14 protein-coding genes are annotated in these 19,939 nt (G+C 42.2%); all 14 read left to right on the plus strand.

Annotated elements, in window-relative coordinates:
- Positions 1-9: 9 nt before the first annotated feature.
- The 14 genes from ACOIT5_RS07625 (at position 10) to ACOIT5_RS07690 (ending at position 19,789) form a co-directional block, all read left to right on the plus strand.
- Entirely contained in the window at positions 10-1,647 is a 1,638-nt protein-coding gene (locus ACOIT5_RS07625; RefSeq protein WP_423129879.1) for a glycoside hydrolase family 32 protein, read from the plus strand.
- Positions 1,644-2,996 carry a sugar porter family MFS transporter gene (locus ACOIT5_RS07630; protein WP_423129880.1) on the plus strand — a complete coding sequence of 451 codons (1,353 nt, stop codon included), beginning with the start codon at positions 1,644-1,646 and terminating at the stop codon, positions 2,994-2,996. The genes ACOIT5_RS07625 and ACOIT5_RS07630 overlap by 4 nt, the downstream gene beginning before the upstream one ends.
- A 79-nt stretch (positions 2,997-3,075) precedes the next feature.
- Positions 3,076-4,941, plus strand: a complete 1,866-nt coding sequence (locus ACOIT5_RS07635) for a beta-N-acetylhexosaminidase (protein WP_423129881.1) — start codon at positions 3,076-3,078, stop codon at positions 4,939-4,941.
- Positions 4,942-4,957: 16 nt separating this feature from the next.
- Positions 4,958-5,143, plus strand: a complete 186-nt coding sequence (locus tag ACOIT5_RS07640; protein WP_423129882.1) for a hypothetical protein — start codon at positions 4,958-4,960, stop codon at positions 5,141-5,143.
- Between the two features lie 40 nt (positions 5,144-5,183).
- The gene (locus tag ACOIT5_RS07645) at positions 5,184-5,297 is read left to right on the plus strand and encodes a hypothetical protein (protein WP_423129883.1); all 114 of its coding nucleotides are present in this window, start codon (positions 5,184-5,186) and stop codon (positions 5,295-5,297) included.
- 334 nt (positions 5,298-5,631) lie between these two features.
- The gene (locus ACOIT5_RS07650) at positions 5,632-6,243 is read left to right on the plus strand and encodes an RNA polymerase sigma factor (protein WP_423129884.1); all 612 of its coding nucleotides are present in this window, start codon (positions 5,632-5,634) and stop codon (positions 6,241-6,243) included.
- Positions 6,244-6,352: 109 nt separating this feature from the next.
- Positions 6,353-7,588 (plus strand): FecR family protein, encoded by a 1,236-nt coding sequence (locus ACOIT5_RS07655; protein ID WP_423129885.1) that lies wholly within the window; start codon positions 6,353-6,355, stop codon positions 7,586-7,588.
- 218 nt (positions 7,589-7,806) lie between these two features.
- Positions 7,807-11,169, plus strand: coding sequence for a SusC/RagA family TonB-linked outer membrane protein (locus ACOIT5_RS07660; protein WP_423129886.1), 3,363 nt, complete (start codon positions 7,807-7,809; stop codon positions 11,167-11,169).
- 54 nt (positions 11,170-11,223) lie between these two features.
- Positions 11,224-13,137, plus strand: coding sequence for a RagB/SusD family nutrient uptake outer membrane protein (locus ACOIT5_RS07665; protein ID WP_423129887.1), 1,914 nt, complete (start codon positions 11,224-11,226; stop codon positions 13,135-13,137).
- A 39-nt stretch (positions 13,138-13,176) separates the two neighbouring features.
- Positions 13,177-14,355, plus strand: a complete 1,179-nt coding sequence (locus ACOIT5_RS07670; protein ID WP_423129888.1) for a DUF5000 domain-containing lipoprotein — start codon at positions 13,177-13,179, stop codon at positions 14,353-14,355.
- Between the two features lie 41 nt (positions 14,356-14,396).
- The gene (locus ACOIT5_RS07675) at positions 14,397-15,527 is read left to right on the plus strand and encodes a DUF4998 domain-containing protein (protein WP_423129889.1); all 1,131 of its coding nucleotides are present in this window, start codon (positions 14,397-14,399) and stop codon (positions 15,525-15,527) included.
- Positions 15,528-15,604: 77 nt separating this feature from the next.
- Positions 15,605-17,413: a right-handed parallel beta-helix repeat-containing protein gene (locus ACOIT5_RS07680; protein WP_423129890.1), complete on the plus strand. Its 1,809-nt coding sequence runs from the start codon at positions 15,605-15,607 to the stop codon at positions 17,411-17,413.
- Positions 17,414-17,456: 43 nt separating this feature from the next.
- Positions 17,457-18,632: a glycoside hydrolase family 27 protein gene (locus ACOIT5_RS07685; RefSeq protein ID WP_423129891.1), complete on the plus strand. Its 1,176-nt coding sequence runs from the start codon at positions 17,457-17,459 to the stop codon at positions 18,630-18,632.
- A gap of 155 nt (positions 18,633-18,787) precedes the next feature.
- Positions 18,788-19,789, plus strand: coding sequence for a BT_3987 domain-containing protein (locus tag ACOIT5_RS07690; RefSeq protein WP_423129892.1), 1,002 nt, complete (start codon positions 18,788-18,790; stop codon positions 19,787-19,789).
- Positions 19,790-19,939: the final 150 nt, after the last annotated feature.

Raw genomic sequence — 19,939 nt, forward strand, 5'->3', positions numbered from 1 at the left:
AGTTGAGTAATGAAAAGAATCTTTTACCCTCCTTTAATATTCTTACTCCTGTGTTCTGCATCTGTTTTTGCACAGGATTATACATCGAAAGTTCCCCGGTTTACTTTTGACGACAGATTGGATGAACAGGAAAAACAGCTAAAAGATAACCTGTTAGTAGAAAGATTTCAGAAATCGCGACAAGAACTTTCTGTTGACAAGCACCGACCCTGTTACCATTTTATCAGCCCCGAAGGAAAGTTGAATGATCCCAACGGCCTTTGCTTTTGGAAGGGAAACTGGCATCTTTTCTTTCAGGCTTATCCTCCCGAAGATCCCCGGCAACACTGGGGACATGCTGTAAGTAACGATCTAATTCACTGGAATGACTTGCCTTACGCCATTTATCCTAATCCTGAAGAAATGGTTTTTTCGGGTTCAACATGGGTTGAAGAGAATCGTGTAATTGCGATGTATCACGGGGTAAATGCCGGAAGTATGGTTGCAATTTCGGAAGACCCGCTGTTACTAAACTGGACGAAGATCTCGGGCAAAGCAGTGATTACCGACCCCGACCCTTCTGACGGATTGCCTTATAGTACCTGGGACCCGAATATCTGGAAGAAAGGCGACAAGTATTATTCATTGATAGGAGGTAACCGATATACCGGACCAGGAGGGAAAAAAGTACGGGCTAATTTTCTTTTTGAATCAACCGATTTACTGAATTGGAAATATTTGTATCCTTTTGTTGAAAATGATCGTTATTCGCTGATTGGCGACGATGGTTCGTGTCCTTATTTCTGGCCTATTGGAAATAAAGGCAAGTATATCCTTCTCTATTTTAGCCATAAAAGCGGAGGAAAGTACCTGATTGGAGATTACGACAAGTTGAACGATAAATTTTATGTTACCGATGGCGGAAATTTTAATCATGGCCCGGCATCCCGCGGTGGTGTTCATGCTCCTTCAGCTTATCCGGACGGAGAAGGTGGCGTTATCGCTATCTTTAATATGAATACCGGGAAAGAAATAGGAGAGAGTAATTATACCGAGTTAATGACTTTGCCCTGGCGTTTGACTTTGGACGAGAACGAAAAACTGGAGATTAGCCCGGCAGGCAATTATACAGCATTAAGGAAAAAACATATTGCTGTTCCCGAAATGAACTTGCCCGCCAATAAAGAAATTGTTCTTCCCGGGATTTCGGGCAAGGCGCTGGAGATTGATCTGACCCTCGACCTTAAAGAAGCTTCGGCCGTTGAACTCAATGTGTTGCGTTCTCCAAATAAAGAGGAGTATACAAGGGTTACTTTTTATCATGACGGAGGATATCTTATCCGTGATTATTCAGGGCCAGCTATCCGGACCAGTGCTGTTTCCGTTGATAACCTGAACAGTTCATTATCGGATCAGGTAAATTTCAGAATTCCGGAAACTGCTGATGTTCAGATCAAAGAAGGTGAGTTGGTAAATCTGCATGTTTTCATCGATTGCAGTATTGTTGAGGTATTTGTAAACGACCGTCAATGTGTTGCTTTGCGTGCTTATCCTGATCGGGACGACAGCAGGGGGGTGTCAATAAAAGCATGTGGAAAAGATGCAGTGCTGAAATCGCTGGATGCATGGGAAATGAAGAATATTTACAATCAAAAAAATAATAAATGAAGCAGAATAACCGACTCATTAACTGGATGACCTTTGTGGCAGTTAACGGAGGATTATTATTTGGGCTGAATATGGCCGGAATTTCAGGAGCAATTCCCGGAATTCAGAAATATTTCATGTTGGACCAGATGGAAACCGGTCTGGCCGTTAGTTCAATTATGATTGGCTGTTTGGTGGGTTCTCTTATTGCCGGATATTTCGGGGATAAATACGGCAGGAAAAAAATGATGTTTGCTACTGCATTTCTGTTTATTCTTTCCGCATTGATATGTAGCATGACCCGGCAGTTCGTTTTGTTTGTTTTTGCACGTATTGCCGGAGGCATAGCAGTGGGGGCATCTTCGGTCATTGTGCCGACTTATATTACAGAGGTTGCTCCGGCACAACGTCGGGGAACTTTAGTCTCGTTTAACCAAATGGCGATTGTAACCGGGATTCTGCTGGCCTATATAATCGATTACTTCTTGTTTAGCCTGAATTATACATGGCGTTTTATGCTGGCGGTACCGCTTGTTTTTGGCCTGGGTTATCTGGTATTACTCAATATCTCGTTTTTCGAAAGTCCCCGTTGGTTAATTAAAGCCGGACGAAAAAACGAGGCCAAAAGTCTGCTTCAGAAAATAGGGGGAACACGTTATGCCCTGGCCGAAATTGAAGTTGTTGAGTCTTCATTGAAAAATATAACGTTGGATAAGGAGGTTGGTATAATTTCAATCTTTAAAGGAAGAACGGGCTATGTCCTGCTGTTGGGAACCCTGTTGGCCGCATTTCAGCAAATAACCGGAATCAACGTAGTTATTAACTATGCTCCGGTAATTTTCCAAAAGTCCGGTTTGGGTGCTGACGATGCTCTCTTTCAGTCGATCATTGTAGGAGTAGTTAATTTTGTATTTACAATTATTGCCGTTTGGCTGGTCGATCGGAAAGGCCGAAGAAGTTTGTTGCTATGGGGTGCTGCCGGGATGACATTATCGCTGATTTTTCTTTCAGCAACATTTGCGGGTTTTGCGGGAAATGCCGGAATGATTATTTCAGTTTTGATGTACATCGCTTTTTTTGCTGCTTCACTCGCCCCGGTTATGTGGGTGGTTACTTCCGAAATGTATCCAACCTCTGTTCGGGGGATAGCCATGTCGTTTTCAACGTCGGTAAGCTGGATTTGTTCTTTACTGGTTGTTTTATTTTTTCCGTTGATGTTTAATGGTTTAGGTGGAGTGTTGACCTTTGGTCTTTTTGGGCTTTTTAGTTTACTGGCTTTTATTTTTATCAAGAGGTATATTCCCGAAACTAAAGGAAAATCGCTGGAAGAAATAGAAGAAGATCTGGGCCTTACAAAACAGCACGTATGAGAATAGTTTGTTTCTTATAAACATTCAGACAAAAGGTTTTTTTAAAAGTGTAACCAGAAATAATAAAAACAGAATCAATATGAAGAGTCGATTTTTAGTAAGTTTCATTCTGATTTGTACAAGTTTTACCGGATATTCACAGGGCACTGTCGGTTTAATTCCGGAGCCTGTAAAAATAATAAAATGTGCCGGAGACTTTGAATTATCTGAGAATACCAGGATTATTACCAACGGAAATGAGGCAGTTTTACAGCCGGCAAAAATATTTACAGAACGGGTGAATAACATGACCGGGATCAAGCTGGCGATAGTGCCTTCTGCAAAAGGGAAGAATGTTATTCTTCGTCTCAACCTAATCAGGGATAACGAAATTGGAGATGAAGGATATATGATGGAGGTTAAGCCTTCCGGTATAGAAGTTTCAGCGAACAGTCCCGCCGGGATATTTTACGGATTACAATCATTACAGCAACTTATTTCATTGAATTGTGCGGTGGAAAAGAAAGGACAACCCCTGTTGGTTCCTGCTGTTTCTGTGGTTGATTATCCACGGTTTGGCTGGCGTGGTCTTATGCTGGATGATAGTCGTCATTTTTTTGGTAAAGTGTTTCTAAAAGAATATCTCGACCGGATGTCGGAATATAAATACAATGTATTTCACTGGCATTTAACAGATGATCCGGGATGGAGGATTGAAATAAAACAATATCCGAAACTCACCGAAATCGGAGCATGGCGGGTTCCCCGTACCGGTGTTTTTTACAGTATGCCGGCTCCTCAGTCCAATGAAAAGCCAACATACGGTGGTTATTACACGCAGCAGGATATAAGGGAAATCGTAAAATATGCTGCCGATCGTTTTATAACCGTTGTTCCCGAAATTGATGTTCCCGGGCACAGTCGTTCGTTGATTGCTGCCTATCCGCAGGCCTCATGCAGCGGGAACCCGACAACGGTTTATGCCGGGGAATACGGAGGCCCGGAAGAGAATGTATTATGCGCGGGGAATGAAGTTAATTTTGAAATGCTGGCTAACATCCTGAATGAGCTTGTTGATATTTTCCCGGGGAGATACATTCATATCGGAGGAGATGAAGTCTGTAAGGATTTTTGGGAAAACTGCCCGAAATGTCAGAGAGTGATGTACGATCATGGTTTGAAAAATGGACACGAACTCCAGAGTTACTTCATAAAACGGGTTGAGAAAATTGTTGAATCTAAAGGAAAGAAACTTATCGGTTGGGATGAAATTTTGGAGGGAGGATTGGCCCCCAATGCCACTGTGATGTCATGGCGCGGGATGGAAGGAGGTATAAAAGCAGCTTCCGAAGGACACGAAGTGGTGATGACCCCGACCGATTTTTGCTACCTGGATTACATGCAGGGAGAGCCGGTGATAGAAGGATTTCCGTATACATGGTCCAGCTTAAGGCTTACCCAGGTGTATAAATTCGAGCCTGTTCCTGATGGGATAGAAGCTAAATATATTTTAGGGGGACAAGGGAATGTATGGACAGAAATGATTGAAGATGAACGACAGGTTGAATATATGACCTGGCCAAGAGCACTGGCTATGTCTGAAGTATTATGGACACCGAAAGAAAAACGGAACCCGGAATATTTTTTTGAGCGCATGGAGAAAAACTTATCTCTACTGGACCGAACAGAAACCAATTATGCCCGCAGTGTTTTCGATCCGATGATTACTCCGGTAAAGGAGTCTTCGGGAGAAATAAAAGTTGCCTTTGGCTCGGAGTTTCCTGGATTGGATGTTTATTATTCTTTTAATTTTTCTTTCCCGGATCAGTATTCGGAGAAGTATGAGGGGGCGCCTGTTGCTATTCCAACGGGTGCTGTTGAGGTAAAAGCAATAACCTGGCGTGACGGAAAACCGGTTGGTCGTATGCTGAAAATAAGTATCGATGAATTAAAAAGCCGCTTGTAATTGTTTTTTGAAGCAAATGGAAATAAACGAGGAAAAACTCAAGTTTGATGAGGATGCCATATTTCTGACCCGGCATTACAAACAAGACCATTTCACCTCTCCAAGGCACTATCATCCCGAATATGAGATTGCCTATATTGAACAAAGCGAGGGGAAACTTTATACCAGGGATAACATTTCGATTTTAACGAAGTATTGTTGAAAACTGGACCGAAAAAACCTTCTCGCAATATGTCAACGAAGTGCGGATTAATAATGCCCTGAAAATGTTGATTAACTCGAACCTCAACATTAACGAAATATATTCCGGTTGCGGCTATAACAGTCTGTTGTATTTAAACCGACAGCCTGAATAAAAATCGATTATATTGCTTTCTATCCTGCTGCAAGGTGGAATGTTGCAGATGTTCAGGTTATTCGCACCTTAGCTTCCGACCACAATCCTCTGCTGATTACCTTAGATATAAATTTAGCAGACTGGTAACTGCTTTAGCCTAAAACCAACACGGGTACCATGATTTGTGTGGACAATCTTCACTCAGACTTATTCTCTTAAAAATGCTACAGAACAAGAAAAAAAAAAGTTGTTTTAATAAGGACCCAAAGCGATACTTCTTATCTTTCGGAGGGTTTTGCGAATTTGGTTGAAGTATACAATTTGCAAGAGATAAGTGAATTTATCTTGAATGTATGAGTGAAACTGAAAAAATACAGTCCGAGAGTAAATTGTGGAATGATTTTATTCTCGGGAGTGAAGATGCGTTTAAGATTATTTATGAACGTTATGCTCAACAACTGTATAAATTCGGACTGCATTTTTCTAAAAAAGAAGATCTGATTTTTGATGCAATTCAGGATATTTTTGTCGATTTGTATAAATACAGGGCGACTCTCAAATCAACCAACAGCATTAAACTTTATTTGTTTTTGTCGTTAAAACGTAAAATATTTCGTTTAATAGGGCAAGAAAACAGATTCTTCTCCATTGATTCTGAGAAAGCTGCCTTTGCCTATTCATTAACTTTGGGAGATGACGAAACGATTGAGGATGAACGGCTGAAGTTGTTGGAAAAAGCGATGGAAGAGCTAAGCGACAGACAGCGTGAAGCAATCTATCTGAGGTATGTAATGGGACTAGATTATGACGAGTTAGCCGAAATTCTCCACTTAAATTACCAATCTGCACGAAATCTGATTCACCGTGGAATGGAGAAACTAAAAAAAAGTTGCCAGAAAGATTCCATCTGTTTATTCATGCTGTATAAAATGCTTAAGGACCGCGGTTTTAAAATCACGGAATAAGCTTCTGTCGCAAAAAAGTGATTACCGTTTTTTCTTTTTTTTGAAAAAAAGTTCAAAAAGGTGAGTACAAATGCAGCTCTTAATGCTTATATGGGCAAAAGAGTTTTAAATGACGAAAGCTTCAAATATTGAACCGGATGATTTTATAGGTCGGGATGATTTTATAAAATGGGTGTTGACTCCAACACCTGAATCCGATCTGTACTGGAGACAATTTCTGGCAGGAAACCCTTCCTGCCAAAAGCAGTTTGATGAAGCAGTTTTCGTAGTAAAAAATATTATCCCGGATGAAAAAGAATTGAATGAAGAACAACTGGCTGAATTATGGAATGCTATCCGGGAGAGAACAGTTATTCGTAAAACAAGAAAGCTGTTTTCTGTCTGGTCTGTTGCTGCCGGTTTTCTTGTTGTACTTGGACTATCGTCAATAGTGTACTTTCAATTTAATTCATCAAAGAATACAGTAGATTACCAGTCAATTGCTCAGAGAAGTGGATCCTCCGGTGAAATCAAGCTGATCTTTGCCGATCAGACGGAGAAATCTTTTGATACGAACAACATTCGCATTGAATATAAAGATGATGGCGGGATAGAAATAAATTCTGACAGCGGAGAAAATCTAACCAGATTAAGCGATAAAAACAAAAAAGCGGGAGATCAGAATGGCTCAAAGAATTCGTTCAGCAGAGAAGAGCGGAAAGAGTTATTGAACCAGTTGGTGGTTCCAAGGGGGAAACGTACCAGTTTGCTTCTTTCTGACGGGTCCAGGTTACACCTGAATTCAGGGAGCAGGGCAATCTTCCCGGTGGAGTTTCTCAATGAAAAACGCGAGGTGTTTGTTGAAGGTGAAGCCTTCTTTGAGGTGGCTCATCACTGTAATAAACCTTTCATTGTAAAAACTCAGGATATTTCAGTAAAAGTACTGGGGACAAAATTTGATATTTCTACTTACCGGGAAGATCAGGCTTCAGTGGTTGTTTTGGTTGAGGGAAGCATTCAGGCGGAGGTGAATTCACGGGAGATACAACTCCGTCCGAATCAAATGTTAACATATAAACATGATACAAAAAGTATTTCGTTGGAAGAAACAGACGTATTACCCCATATTTCGTGGAAAGACGGATGGTTGTATTGTAAAAAGGAGAAACTGGGAAACGTAGCAAGCAAACTTTCGAGGTACTATGACATTCAGATTGAATTTAAAGATAAAGAAACCTCAGAACTGATATTGTATGGTAAACTGGACTTAAAATCAGAATGTTCTGATATTTTCAGGGCAATTAGTTCCATTGCTCCCATTTCTTGTACAATCAGCAATGATAAAATTATCGTGTCAAAAAAATAAAATATTAACATAAAAATGAATGCCTATTAGACAAAACTACGATTGACCCCGTTTGGGAGCTAAAACAAAAAATAGGCAGATTATATCGCCATATAACCTGCCTGGTGTTTTAGTCACAGTGTTGTGAAAGATTTATTGTAAATAAAACAAACAAATTTATGAAAAAAAATAGATTTTACGAGCTGAGAATTCGGCATGTAAAAAAAATATTACTCAGAATGAAGATATGTCTTTTTGTTTTACTGATTTCAGTAGCGTCAGTGAATGCAAATGTGAGCTATTCCCAAAACACAAAACTGTCCCTGGATTTACATAATGCCACTTTTTCTGAGCTAATAGAAGAAATTGAGAAACAAAGTGATTTTATTTTTATTGTGGTTGAAGATGCTTTGGATTTAAATCAGAAAGTAAGCATAACTGCAGAAAAATTCACGATAACGAAAATATTAAACGAGATATTGGATCCAACCAGGAACTCATTTGCCGTTTTTGACAGACAGGTAGTCATTGGGAAAAATGATTTGAGTGCTATTGCCCGGGAAAAGGAATCGTTGCTCGACTCCCAAAAGAGAATAAAAGGGAAAGTGACTGACACGGAAGGTAAACCTTTACCGGGAGTCACCATTACGATAGTTGGAACCACTCGCGGGGTAATTACAGATACAGACGGAACTTATTCCATTGATGCTGAACCAACAAATAAACTTGTTTTTTCCTTTATTGGAATGGAAAGCCAGATTGTTGACGTTGACGGACAGGAGAAAATCAATGTTAAGATGAAGGAAAAAACCCAGGAACTGGATGATATTACGGTTGTTGCTTTTGGGAAACAGAAGAAAGAAAGTGTGCTTGCATCTATTACAACGATAAAAGCAGATGAGCTGAAAGTTCCCAGCAGTAATCTGACTACCGCATTTGCCGGTCGGGTTTCAGGCTTGATATCTTACCAACGAAGCGGAGAACCGGGGAAGGACAACGCAAGTTTCTTTATCCGTGGTATTACTACTTTTGGCGCGGAAGCAAAAAAAGATCCATTAATCCTGATTGACGGAGTGGAATTGAGTACTGAAGACTTAGCGCGTTTGAATACAGACGATATCGCTAACTTTTCAATTATGAAAGATGCTACGGCCACTGCTCTTTATGGTGCACGCGGGGCAAACGGGGTAATTGCCGTGACAACCAAAGAAGGGACAGAAGGAAAGGCACAGGTTAATGTCCGGGTAGAAAATTCTTTTTCGATGCCGACAAAAAGAGTGAGTATTGCAGATCCGGTGACCTTTATGAGAATGCAGAACGAGGCAGTAAAAACGCGTAACCCCATGGGCTTGTTGCTGTATGATCAGGAAAAAATAACGATGACTGAAAAGGGGCTTTATCCGGATATCTTCCCTGCTACTGATTGGTATAAAACAATGTTTAGAGATGTCGTTTGTAATCAGCGGGTAAACCTGAGTATCGGGGGAGGCGGAAAAGTAGCGCGTTACTATGTGGCAGCTAATGTTTCGCACGATAACGGGGATCTGAAAGTAGATAAACGCAACAATTTCAATTCAAACATCGATCTGAAGAAATATGCGTTTCGTTCGAACGTGAACATTAATGTGACGAACACGACGGAAATGATCCTGCGTCTTAGTACTACTTTCGATGACTATACCGGGCCCATTGACGGAGGAACAGCGATGTACAAAAAGGTCATGCAGGCAAACCCGGTTTTATTTAAGCCTTACTATGAACCGGATGAACAGTTTGCCTATGCCAAGCATATCCTTTTCGGAAACTACGGGGATGCAAGCTATGTTAACCCTTATGCCGAGAGCCTTAAAGGTTACCGTGATTACAGTAGAAATACAACGATTTCGCAATTCGAGATAAAACAGGACCTGAATATGCTTATAAAAGGACTGACGGCCCGTACCATGTTCAATGTGGATCGCTACTCCGAATATGCTGTAACCAGGCAGTATAATCCATATTATTACACCATTTCCACTTATGATTTGCAGGATAACACGTATTTGTTAAAGTGTTTGAACCCTACGAAAGGAACGGAATATATCGATTATAACCCGGGCTCGCGCTATATTAACAGTGCCTATTACCTGGAAACAGCGGCCGAGTATAACCGGACTTTTGATAAACATTCTGTAAACGGCTTAATGGTCTATACGATGCGTCAGGAAAAAACAGGAATAGCCAGTAACTTACAGCTTTCTCTTCCCAACCGGAACATGGGCGTATCCGGCCGTTTTGCATACAATTATGATACAAGGTATTTCGGTGAGTTTAACTTCGGGTATAATGGCTCAGAACGTTTCTCCAAAAATCACCGTTGGGGCTTCTTCCCGTCTATCGGGGTAGCCTGGATGCTTTCGAACGAAGATTTTTTTGAACCACTGACCGGCATTTTCAGACTGTTTAAGGTAAAGGCTACTTACGGATTGGTCGGAAATGATGCTATTGGAAGCGACAACGATCGGTTCTATTACCTTTCACAGGTGGATATGGATGCTGAAAGAGATGTGTTTTGGGGAACCAACCTTAACTACAATCCCGGAGGAATTGACGTAACGAGATATGCCAATGACGAAATAGGGTGGGAAACTGCTTACAAGACAAACCTGGGGATGGAAATCGCTTTGAATAATGGTCTTTCTGCTAATCTCGAAGTTTTTCACGAGAAACGCGAAAATATTCTGGTAAGCAGGGTAATACCGGGAACGATGGGGGTTATCCCTTCAATAAAAGCGAACCTGGGTGTAGCTACAGGCAAAGGTGTGGACTGTGAATTTAATTATGAGAAAAATTTCAATAAGGACCTGTGGGTAACAGGAAGAGCAACCTTTACCTATGCTACAAGTGGGGTTAAGGAATGGGAAGAACCCGACTATTCGCAGACTCCCTGGTTGTCGAAGGTGGGGCAGCCGCTTGCCCAGACCTGGGGCTACATAGCAGAACGTTTATTTGTGGATGATGCAGAAGTAGAAAATTCTCCAACCCAGTTCGGTTCTTACATGGCAGGGGATATCAAATACAGGGATGTCAACGGTGATGGTAAAATATCGGCACTGGACAAGGTTCCTATTGGTTTCCCGACGACGCCTGAAATTATTTATGGCTTTGGACTTTCTGTCGGATACAAGGGAGTTGATGCCTCCTTCTTTTTTCAGGGTGCGGGGCGTGAATCTTTCTGGCTGGATGTAGATAAGATTGCCCCCGGCGTAGGGAACAATGCAATACTAACTTGTTTTGCCAATAGTTACTGGTCGGAAAACAATCGAAATTCGTATGCTTTATGGCCTCGTCTTTCGCACTATGATGTCAGCAATAATAATCAGAAGAGTACCTGGTTTATGGAGGATGGTTCTTTCCTTCGGTTGAAATCTGTTGAAGTAGGCTATACCTTGCCTAAACGGGTGATGCACGACTGGCATTTAAGGGATCTGAGGGTATACATTAGCGGAACCAACCTTTTTTACTTCAGTAAATTTAAACTTTGGGACCCGGAAATGGCCGGAGACGGGTTAGGATATCCGGTTCAACGGGTCTTTAATGTTGGATTGACTGTCAGTTTATAGTGAACTGGTGACATAACTAACCATCATTTGAACAAACTAAAAACATTGATGAAGATGAAAAAGATTATCCGATATTTTTTAATCCTGATGCCCTTCGCCCTGTTGTACTCCTGTAACTATCTGGATGTTGTTCCCGACAATGTGGCCACACTGGATAATGCCTTTTCTGATCGTTATACGGCAGAAAAATACCTGGCTACCTGCTATTGGAGTATGCCAAAACTCGGAGGATGGAATGAGAATCCTGCTATGTTCGGTGCCATGGAGATGATATTCAACAAAGAAGATAACGGCGGAGGAATGCTGACAGCACGGGGATATGACAGTCCCACCGAAGCATTTTTTAACTATTGGAGTGCAACAGGAACCCCTGTTCGTAGCCTGTATGCTGGAATCAACAACTGTAATATCTTTTTGGCCAATATTAATAACGTAAGGGACCTGGAAACATATGAAAGGAACAGGTTGATTGCAGAGGTAAAAACAATCAAAGCTTATCTCCATTTCTATATGCTAACTTACTACGGGCCGATTTGCCCGTTGAAAGAAAATACCGAGATCAACGAGTCAACCGAAGGAGTAAGGGTTTACAGGGAAAAGGTGGATGATACGTTTAGCTATATCCTGGATTTGTTGAATGAAGCGATTCACAGCAAAGCACTTCCTGTTCAAATTCAGAACAGAACCACGGAACTGGGGCGTTTTACCCAGGCTGCGGCAAGTTTTCTCAAAGCAAAGGTGATGATTTATTGGGCGAGTCCGCTTTTCAACGGCAATACCAATTACGAAAGCTTTTTAGATCATAAGGGGGAGCCGTTTTTTAATCAGACGTATGACCCGGATCGTTGGAAAAGAGCAGCAGATGCCTGCGATTCGGCCATTATGGTATCCAACAGTTGTGGAAACCGCTTGTATCAGGTGAGTGATTATGTAACTTCAAAACCAATCTCCGCTGTTACCAAGAGGCTTAATATGCTGCGCCATTCCGTCAGCGAGCGCTGGAACTGTGAACTAATCTGGGGTAATACCACCTGGCCGGTAGATGCAGGGGTTCAGGAGCAATGTATCCCCAGGTTTGAAGAAGCAACCCAGCAAACTACCACCGGGAATATGAGTATCCCGCTGAATATTGCTGAAAAATTTTATTCCCGGAATGGAGTTCCGATCGATGAAGATCCGGATTTCGATTATGCACACCGTTATTCTTTGCGTACCGGAGACGAGAGCCATAAATATTACATCCAGAGGGGAGAACAAACTGCTGCCCTGAATTTTGACCGCGAACCGAGATTTTATTCTACGTTAGGCTTCGATCGGGGAAAATGGTATGGTAACTCCTATAAGAACGAGCCGGATGATGATGCCGAATGTTTGTACCCGAAAAATCGTTTTGGGGAATTTTCTTCGGTTTTCCAACCTGGTGATTACAATGCCACCGGCTACTTTGCCAAAAAACTGGTATCAGTCAACACAACATACCGCGACCGTAATACCGTGACATATGAAAGATATCCTTTCCCGGATATGCGTTTTGCAGAGTTGCTCTTATTTTATGCAGAGGCATTAAATGAAATGAAGAATGCTCCCGATGAGCAGGTGTATCAATACTTGGATATGGTAAGAGAACGTGCAGGTTTGGCCGGTGTGGTGGAAAGTTGGAGAAACCATTCCATTTATCCGGATAAACCATTAACAAAAGCAGGAATGCGCGAAATCATTCATCGGGAACGAGCAATTGAACTGGCCTGTGAAGGTGCGTATTTTTGGGATACCCGGCGTTGGAAGACTGCTGTAAAAGAATTGAATGGCCCGGTAAAAGGATGGGACGTTACCAAGTCGGATGTTCATGATTATTACACGGTAAAAACGGTTTATAATCAGACCTTTTCTTTTAAGAACTATTTTGCTCCAATTCCCGAGAGCGACATCATAAAAAACCCGAATTTGGTTCAGAATCCGGGATGGTAAAGAGTTTAAATTTAAGGAATATGAAAAATCTTTAGACGTATGAAAAGAACGATTATTACTCTTATAGCTTTTTCCTTTGTGCTAAGTGCTTGTGAGGAAAAGGAACTTGGCCCGATTACGAAAAGCTACGGGAAACCTTCCGGGGTAACTGAAATTTTGACCAAACCAATTCCCGGAGGGGTACAGATCAATTATCGGATTCCCGACGACGAAGATTTACTGGCGGTAAAAGGAGTGTATACACTGACGAACGGGAAAACCCATGAGCTTGTTTCTTCTTTTTATGAAAACAAAATAAAAATTGAAGGATATAACGATATACAGGAACACATGGTAAAACTGTATTCAATTAATCGCGGAGGAGAAATGTCTGATCCTGTGGCCGTAACATTTACCCCGCTGGAGTCAGCCCTGAGTAAAGCTACCCGGACAATGAAGATTGAACAGGACTTTGGCGGGGCACGGTTTAGCTGGCTAAATCCGGATAAAGGTGTCCTGACCTTCGAGTTTTTGGCTGAGAATGCTTCCGGGAACCTTCAAACGATGAAAGTTATTTCCTCTCAGGCGGACGTGGCAGCTCTGTCGCTTCGCGGATTCGATCCGAAGCCGTTGGTTTTTGCTGCGCTGATCTCCGATAGCTGGGACAATGTTTCTGATACCATTTTTCCATTGGGAAAGAAAATAACTCCGCTTTATGAAAAGAAACTTGACAAAACGAAATGGTCTCTTATAAAATTGGCGAATGATGTTGCCAGTTGGAACAATTGGGAAGGAACGGCATTGGGCATAATCGATGATAATGTTAAAACGATCGGGCATTCACCCGTGGGAGCCCTGCCGGGATCCTTCACAATCGATCTCGGGAGCAAGGTAAAAATGAGTCGTCTTGTCATGTTCCAATGGGATGATGACTGTGAATACGCTTGGGGAAATCCAAAGAATTTTGAGGTGTATGGGTGTATTGACATGCCCGGAATGGATGGAAACTGGGACGACTGGACAAAAGTCATGGACTGTACGATCATTAAGCCATCAGGCTCTCCATTGGGAACGAATACCGATGCTGATATTGCTGCGTTGAAGGCCGGACATGAATTTACGGTTGATGTGAACGCAGGAGTATTTCGTTACATCAGAATCAGGATACTGAGCACCTGGGGATCATCTACATTTACCCATCCCGCTGAGGTAACGATCTATGGATCTGAGGTAAATTAGTAAGGAAGCATATGCAGCGAAAAAATGAAAAAAAGGAACTCATGAAAAAAAGGAAAATCATAGATAACAGTTTGTTTGTACTCGCATTGTTCGCCATGTTGGTATCGTGCGAGGACATGATGGATGTCCACAAGGAGTATATCGAAGGGGGAGAGATCGTATATGCCCCTAAGCCGGATTCTATCGCTTTTCACTCCGGGAAAGGAAGGATTCTGTTTCGTTACTGGTTGTATAATTCGCCAAATGTGGCTTCGGTGGATATATGCTGGAACAATGGAGCCAATTCGATGATTATACCGGTAACTCCGGGTACCGGACTGGATAGCAGTGATGTCCTTTTGGAAAATTTGCCGGAAAAATCGTATACATTCGATGTCCGGACAACAGATAAGTATGGTAATACGTCATTGGTTGTTACCAATTTTGGAACCTCCTACGGAGATTCTTATGCAAGTACCCTCTTTCAGCGGAAAATAAAATCTGTATCTGCCGTTGAAAACGGCTACAGCATTCAATGGTATAGTGCGGCAGAAAGCCTGGTGGAGACCCAGGTTCGTTACGAAACCGATAATGACACAAAAATTGTGCGGGTTCCTGCCGGTGATGATATCGTTATATGTCCGGATGCAAAGGGAGGTTCATTTTTTGACTATCGTTCGTTGTATATTCCCGAAGAGGGAGCGATTGATACTTTTATCCTGGAATGGACACCGTATGAAACTGCGTTTCTCTCTGTTTTTAAGTACGACAGGTCGGGGTGGAGTGTAGTTACTTGTTCCGACCAGCAGGTGGATGATGGCGGAGGTGTTGGCACTTTACTCGACGGAGATTTCGATTCGTACTGGCATTCGGCATACAGCGAAGGAGCCGCTCCGTTACCTCACTGGGCAATTATTGATTTGAACGAAGCAAAGAGTGTTTGCAAGATCGAAACCTGGAGACCCGGGAATGATGATGCCAATACGGTACAATACTGGACGAGCAATGATCCGGACCCGGAGGCTTCTTCATGGGAGAAAATAGCCGAAGGAGTTTTCCCCGACGGCGACTTGCTAACCTTGGAATTTGGTGACTCCGGTGTATCCGTAAAACGATACCTGAAACTGGTTCTGCCTGACAGTAACCGGGTTACCTATACCAGTATTTCCGAGGTATTCCTTTACGGTAAATAATCAGGTCCCGTTTATTATACTCTTCAGAATGGCTTTTGCCCGGGGAGTAAAATGTATCATCTGAATGGCAAATAAGAATGAAAAAGACATTATTTTCCGAAATACGATTTGGCCGGTCGACCGGGAAAGCCGGATTCCTGTTATTTACTATTCTTGTTTTTCTTGCGCTGTTGTTATCCTGTCAGCAAGAGAAAGAAATGAAATCTGTATCGGTAGCAGACTTTGGAGCAGTTCCCAACGACAGCAGAAATGATGCAGAGGCCTTGCAAAAAGCAATAGACTATTGCAGGAAACATCCCGGAACGGCCTTGCATTTTGAGTCGGGTATTTACAATTTCAGGGATGAAAAGGCTGTGGATTTGCAGGAAGGGATTCTGAATGGCGAGGTGAAAGGAAATCCTCAGGATTCTATCTTTAGGCCGTATTATCCTTATGCCAAAGGACTGGATTTTGCCGGACTGAATAATATCACCCTGGAGGCTCAAGGTGCTATTCTGCTTTTTGAGGGGTGGGGAGAACCTGTATCGTTGAATAATTGTACCAATATAACTGTTAAGGGGCTCACGATCGATTATAAAACGAAGCCTCATGTTGAAGGGACCATTGTCTCAATAAAACCTGACTGGTATGAGGCGGTATTCGACAGCATCTATCATTTAACAGATAAGATGCCCCTTTGCAGGGTACACTATTTTGATACACGGGCACATCGGTTATTATCCGAAGAAGATTATTTTCCCCGTTTTGAATTTGTTGCTCCCCGTATTTTAAGAATCTTTCGCACAATTGATCCGGGGATGTTGGGTTATCGGATTATGTCTCCCCAGACTTTTCATTTTCGTCCGGCCATCTTGATGCTGGAAGCCAAAAATATCAGGCTGGATGGTGTAACCATTCACTCTCAACCAGGAATGGGAATTGTTGGGCACCGTTCGGAAAACATTTTGATGAATGGATTACGAATTGTTCCGTTGTCCGGCCAGCGGATGTCTACCAATACAGATGCAACTCATTTCACTTCGTGCAAAGGGTACATACGCTACCTAAACTGCCAGTTCGAAGGACATGGTGATGATGCTGTTAATATTCATAACTATTACCTGACCATTCGGGAGCCCTCGGCTAACGGTAGCTATAATCTGGTGTTGGAAGGCGCTGACTGGCATGCCCAGGTACTGGATTTTCCGGATGTGGCTGACACGATGGAACTGGTTAGAAGACAGACGCTGAAAGTTGTGAAAAAGCTTGTCGTTAAAACGGTCGAAAATAACATGGCTCAACTTTATTCCCATGTTTCCTTTGACGAGCTGCTACCTTCCGACCTGGAGAATTATTACATAATCAATGTCACCCGCCTGCCCCGGGTAGAAATCATAGGTTGTTCTGTAATGTCTAACCGCTCCCGTGGTTTCCTGATTAAAACACGAAACGTGTTGATCGAAAATAATCTGATTCGTGAATCAACCGGATCCGGTATCCATGTGGGAGCCGAAGGAGACTGGCACGAAGGACCTGCTTCGGAAAATGTGACGATCCGAAACAACCGGATCCTTCGTTGCGGAATAAGTCTGGAAGGTATCGATTGGGCCTGTGGAATTACGGTTAATGTGGGAGCAGAAAAAACGGATGTCGTCGGATTACACAAGCATCTGCTGATCGAAGGAAACATTATTGAAGGTGATGACGCTGAAACTGGCATTTTTATTTCCGGTGCAGAAAATGTGCTGGTTAGAAATAATGAAATCTCCGGATGTAAAAAAGCAATACGTGCAGGTTACTCTGAAGATGTGAGAATATTTGCAAACCGATGTTCTTTGGAGCCTGTGAAAACAATAACGAAGCAGGTTGATATGACGTGTACCGGTGCTCTTGGTATTCTCCGGTAATTCAGATAGATCGTATCAGAATAACTTTTAAAACTATTTACGAATGAAAATAAGACTGTTAATTGGATGGTATGTTTTTGCTGCTTTAAGCAGTTCTGCCCAAAAGTTTGATCAACTGGCTCAAACTCCTCCTATGGGATGGAATAGCTGGAATAAATTTCAATGTGATGTGAGTGAAGAACTTTTAATGGGAATGGCAGATGCGATGGTTAGCAGCGGAATGAAAGATGCCGGGTATGAATATGTTGTGATTGATGACTGCTGGCAGGTGGGGCGCGACGAGAATGGAGAGATCATCGTCGACAAAGAACGTTTTCCGCACGGAATTAAATTTTTGGCCGATTACATTCACGCTAAAGGTTTGAAGTTTGGAATTTATTCCTGTGCCGGCAGTGAAACCTGTGCCGGTCGTCCAGGCGGGCTTGGTCACGAATACCAGGATGCCAGAACCTATGCCCGTTGGGGGGTTGATTATCTGAAATACGACTGGTGTAACACCACTACTCAAGATTCTCGGTCATCTTATGCCAACATGAGGGATGCTTTGCATGCTGCTGGCCGCCCTATCGTGTTTAGTATATGCGAATGGGGATCAACAAAACCTTGGGAGTGGGCAAAAGAAGTTGGGCACCTGTGGCGTACAACGGGCGATATTCTTGACCGGTGGGATGCTATGATCGGGATAATCGATAAAGAAAGAGACCTGGCTGAGTATGCAGGACCCGGCCATTGGAACGACCCGGATATGTTGGAAGTAGGTAACGGTGGGATGACTACCGAAGAATATAGAACGCATTTTTCAATGTGGTGTATGCTGGCTGCTCCTCTGATGGCCGGAAATGATCTCGCGAATATGTCGAAAGAAACAAAAGAAATTTTGACAAACAGCGAGTTAATTGCTATTGATCAGGATCCGCGGGGGAAGCAGGCTTCTTGCTACCGCGACAACGGCGATTATGAAATATGGGGGAGGGCCCTGGAAAATGATGAAAAAGCTGTTTGCCTGCTTAACAGAAGCGATGAATGGAAAGAAGTTCAGGTTGATTTTAACGTCCTGCTGAAAACAAGCGATAATTATTGGTACACGTACCCATATAAGCCCGAAGATTATACCGTCCGTGATTTGTGGGAGCATCGCGACGTAAAACCGGATAAAAACGGGTGTACGGTAAAAATGCCTCCTCATTCGGTAAAAGTATACCGGTTTATTAAAAAATGACCGGTTCATTCTTATTGTAATACCGTAAGCAGTAAATATGTTTAGCAGACTTTTGCCTGGTCTGTAAAGGGATTGTTTTTGCCTGCCTGAGCGGCTATAATCTGGTTGTATTGTGATTTAAACAACTGTTATATAAATACTTAATCTTTATTGTTATGAAAAAAAAGAAAATGTTCGTTAAAAGATTTGAAAACATCAAATCATGGAGAAAAGTAACAGGTTTATTACTTATTCCTGCTATGTTCCTTGTTTCGTGTAGTGATGATTCAGACGATCCTGTTGTTCCTGTTTCCGTTTCTTTTCTGGATGCAGTAAATAATCCAAATGTTAAAACGATTGAATTGGCTGATACCACATTTAAGTTTGGGATCTCTTCCGATGGAAATGCCGAAGGAAATATTACGGCTACCGTTGGGGTCGATCTTTCTTTGGTTAGTGCCTTCAATACAGCCAATCAGACTGAATACCTGCCAATGGTTAACGGAAGTTTTGAGTTGAGCGGAAGTGTCCTGGTCATCCCTGATGGAGGAGTAAAATCAGATTCATTGTCGTTTACCGTAAAGCCCGTAGGTAAACTGGAACGTGAAAAAAGTTATTTACTTCCCGTAAAGATTAGCGGAATCGAAGGGAACGGAACAATCAGTGCAACATTAGGGATTAATTATTTTGTGATCACTGTAAACAAAGAAAAGGAAGTTATTTTGGAAGATGTTAACCGCTCTAAATGGGAAATTCAATGTTCCAGTGAAGAACTGAAAGGTGAAGGTTCAGGACAAGGAAAAGCCATCTATTTGCTGGATAACAACATTTATACATTCTGGCATTCTCTGTATACAGATGCACAACCCACATATCCGCACTGGCTTGTTGTCGACATGAATGAAGAATGTTCCCTCAGGGCCTTCTGGATTGTAAATTGCCAGGAAGATTGGGCAACTTCGGTGCCTAAAGATATGTATTTTGAAGTTTCTTCCGACGGAGCAAACTGGACACGCGTAGCAAATGTAACTGCAACTCCTGTTCTGGATAAGCAGGTATTTCAATTGGATGAAGATGTAACCGCAACCTACTTTAAAGTAACCTTTGAAACATCTGCAAGTGATGAACAATGGTGTTATTTGGGTGAACTGGGAGCTTCGTACAATAGTAACAAGTAGCACGTAATAGTTTAGGCAATATACGATAGTACGGGTCTTTGTACCTGTATTATCGTATTAAATGCTTGATAATTATGAATCACTTTACTGCTAATGCCTAGTAGATGAATTTTAATGATTACTCAATACGACACCTAAGAAAATGGTAAC

Origin of the sequence: Gaoshiqia hydrogeniformans, assembly GCF_049347105.1 — a bacterium.
Lineage (GTDB): Bacteria > Bacteroidota > Bacteroidia > Bacteroidales > Prolixibacteraceae > Gaoshiqia > Gaoshiqia hydrogeniformans.